This window comes from Streptomyces sp. NPDC127092 (genome assembly GCF_042722475.1).
Lineage (GTDB): Bacteria > Actinomycetota > Actinomycetes > Streptomycetales > Streptomycetaceae > Streptomyces.
The window spans coordinates 626-1,377 of sequence record NZ_JBHXFE010000241.1; the positions used below are offsets into that span (position 1 = coordinate 626).

The 752-nt window shown below is 64.4% G+C and carries 2 protein-coding genes; one reads left to right on the forward strand and one right to left on the reverse strand.

The window, feature by feature from the left end:
• Window positions 1-248: transposase (locus ACFWJO_RS39315; RefSeq protein WP_386873047.1), on the reverse strand; the 248-nt coding region annotated here is incomplete at its 3' end.
• Window positions 249-475: 227 nt separating this feature from the next.
• Between ACFWJO_RS39315 and ACFWJO_RS39320 the strand changes: the two genes are divergently transcribed.
• On the forward strand, window positions 476-752 hold a 277-nt coding region (locus ACFWJO_RS39320; protein WP_386873046.1), incomplete at its 3' end, for a hypothetical protein.

Consider the following 752-nt stretch of genomic DNA (forward strand, 5'->3'; position numbering starts at 1 on the left):
GCCCGGCGCATCACCTCCGCTTCCTGTTCGAGCAGCCGGATACGTTTGCGGGCCTCGCGGAGCTCGTCGGATTCGTCCCGTGTGGGGCCGGGTCGGGTGCCGTCCTCGATGTCGGCCTTGCGCAGCCAGTTCTTCAGGCAAGTCTCGGAGATCCCGAAGTCCTTCGCGATCTGTTCCAGCGGGGCTTCGCGTTTGCGGGCCACGGCGACGACGTCGCGGCGGAACTCCTCGGGATACGGCTTCGGCATGTCGATCATCCTTCCACTGTGAGGGCAGATCCCTCACAGGTCAGGTGTCAACCAGAGCCGGGGCAGTCCCGGGTGGCCGTCCCGGTGCCTGTTGATCATCGCGGTGTGGTGTCGAGTTGTCTCCACTCGTGTGCGGTGCCGCAGTCGTTTTCGGGTGAACCGTGTGTGAGTGCGGTGCGGAAGAGAATGATGCCGGCTGTGGGTGACCACACTCCGAATGTGGTGGCATGGCCATGGCGGTGTTCTCCGGGCTGCTGGGGATGTGGCCGCCGCGCGGCCTTCGCGACGTAAGGTTCGGTGCCGCTGTGACCCGAGTCCGGGAGGCGCTGCACCGCCGGAATTGCGGCACAGTCTTCGGTGAGAAGGTGTTAGGCCGTCAGGCGCACACCCTGCTCGGCACCGTGAACACCGAATTCGACAATGTCGAACACTTCAATGCCGCAGTTGCCGAGGCAATTTCGGAATTTCGGCGGAGAATAGGCCCTGTCGGGGCAAGTCGTGCTC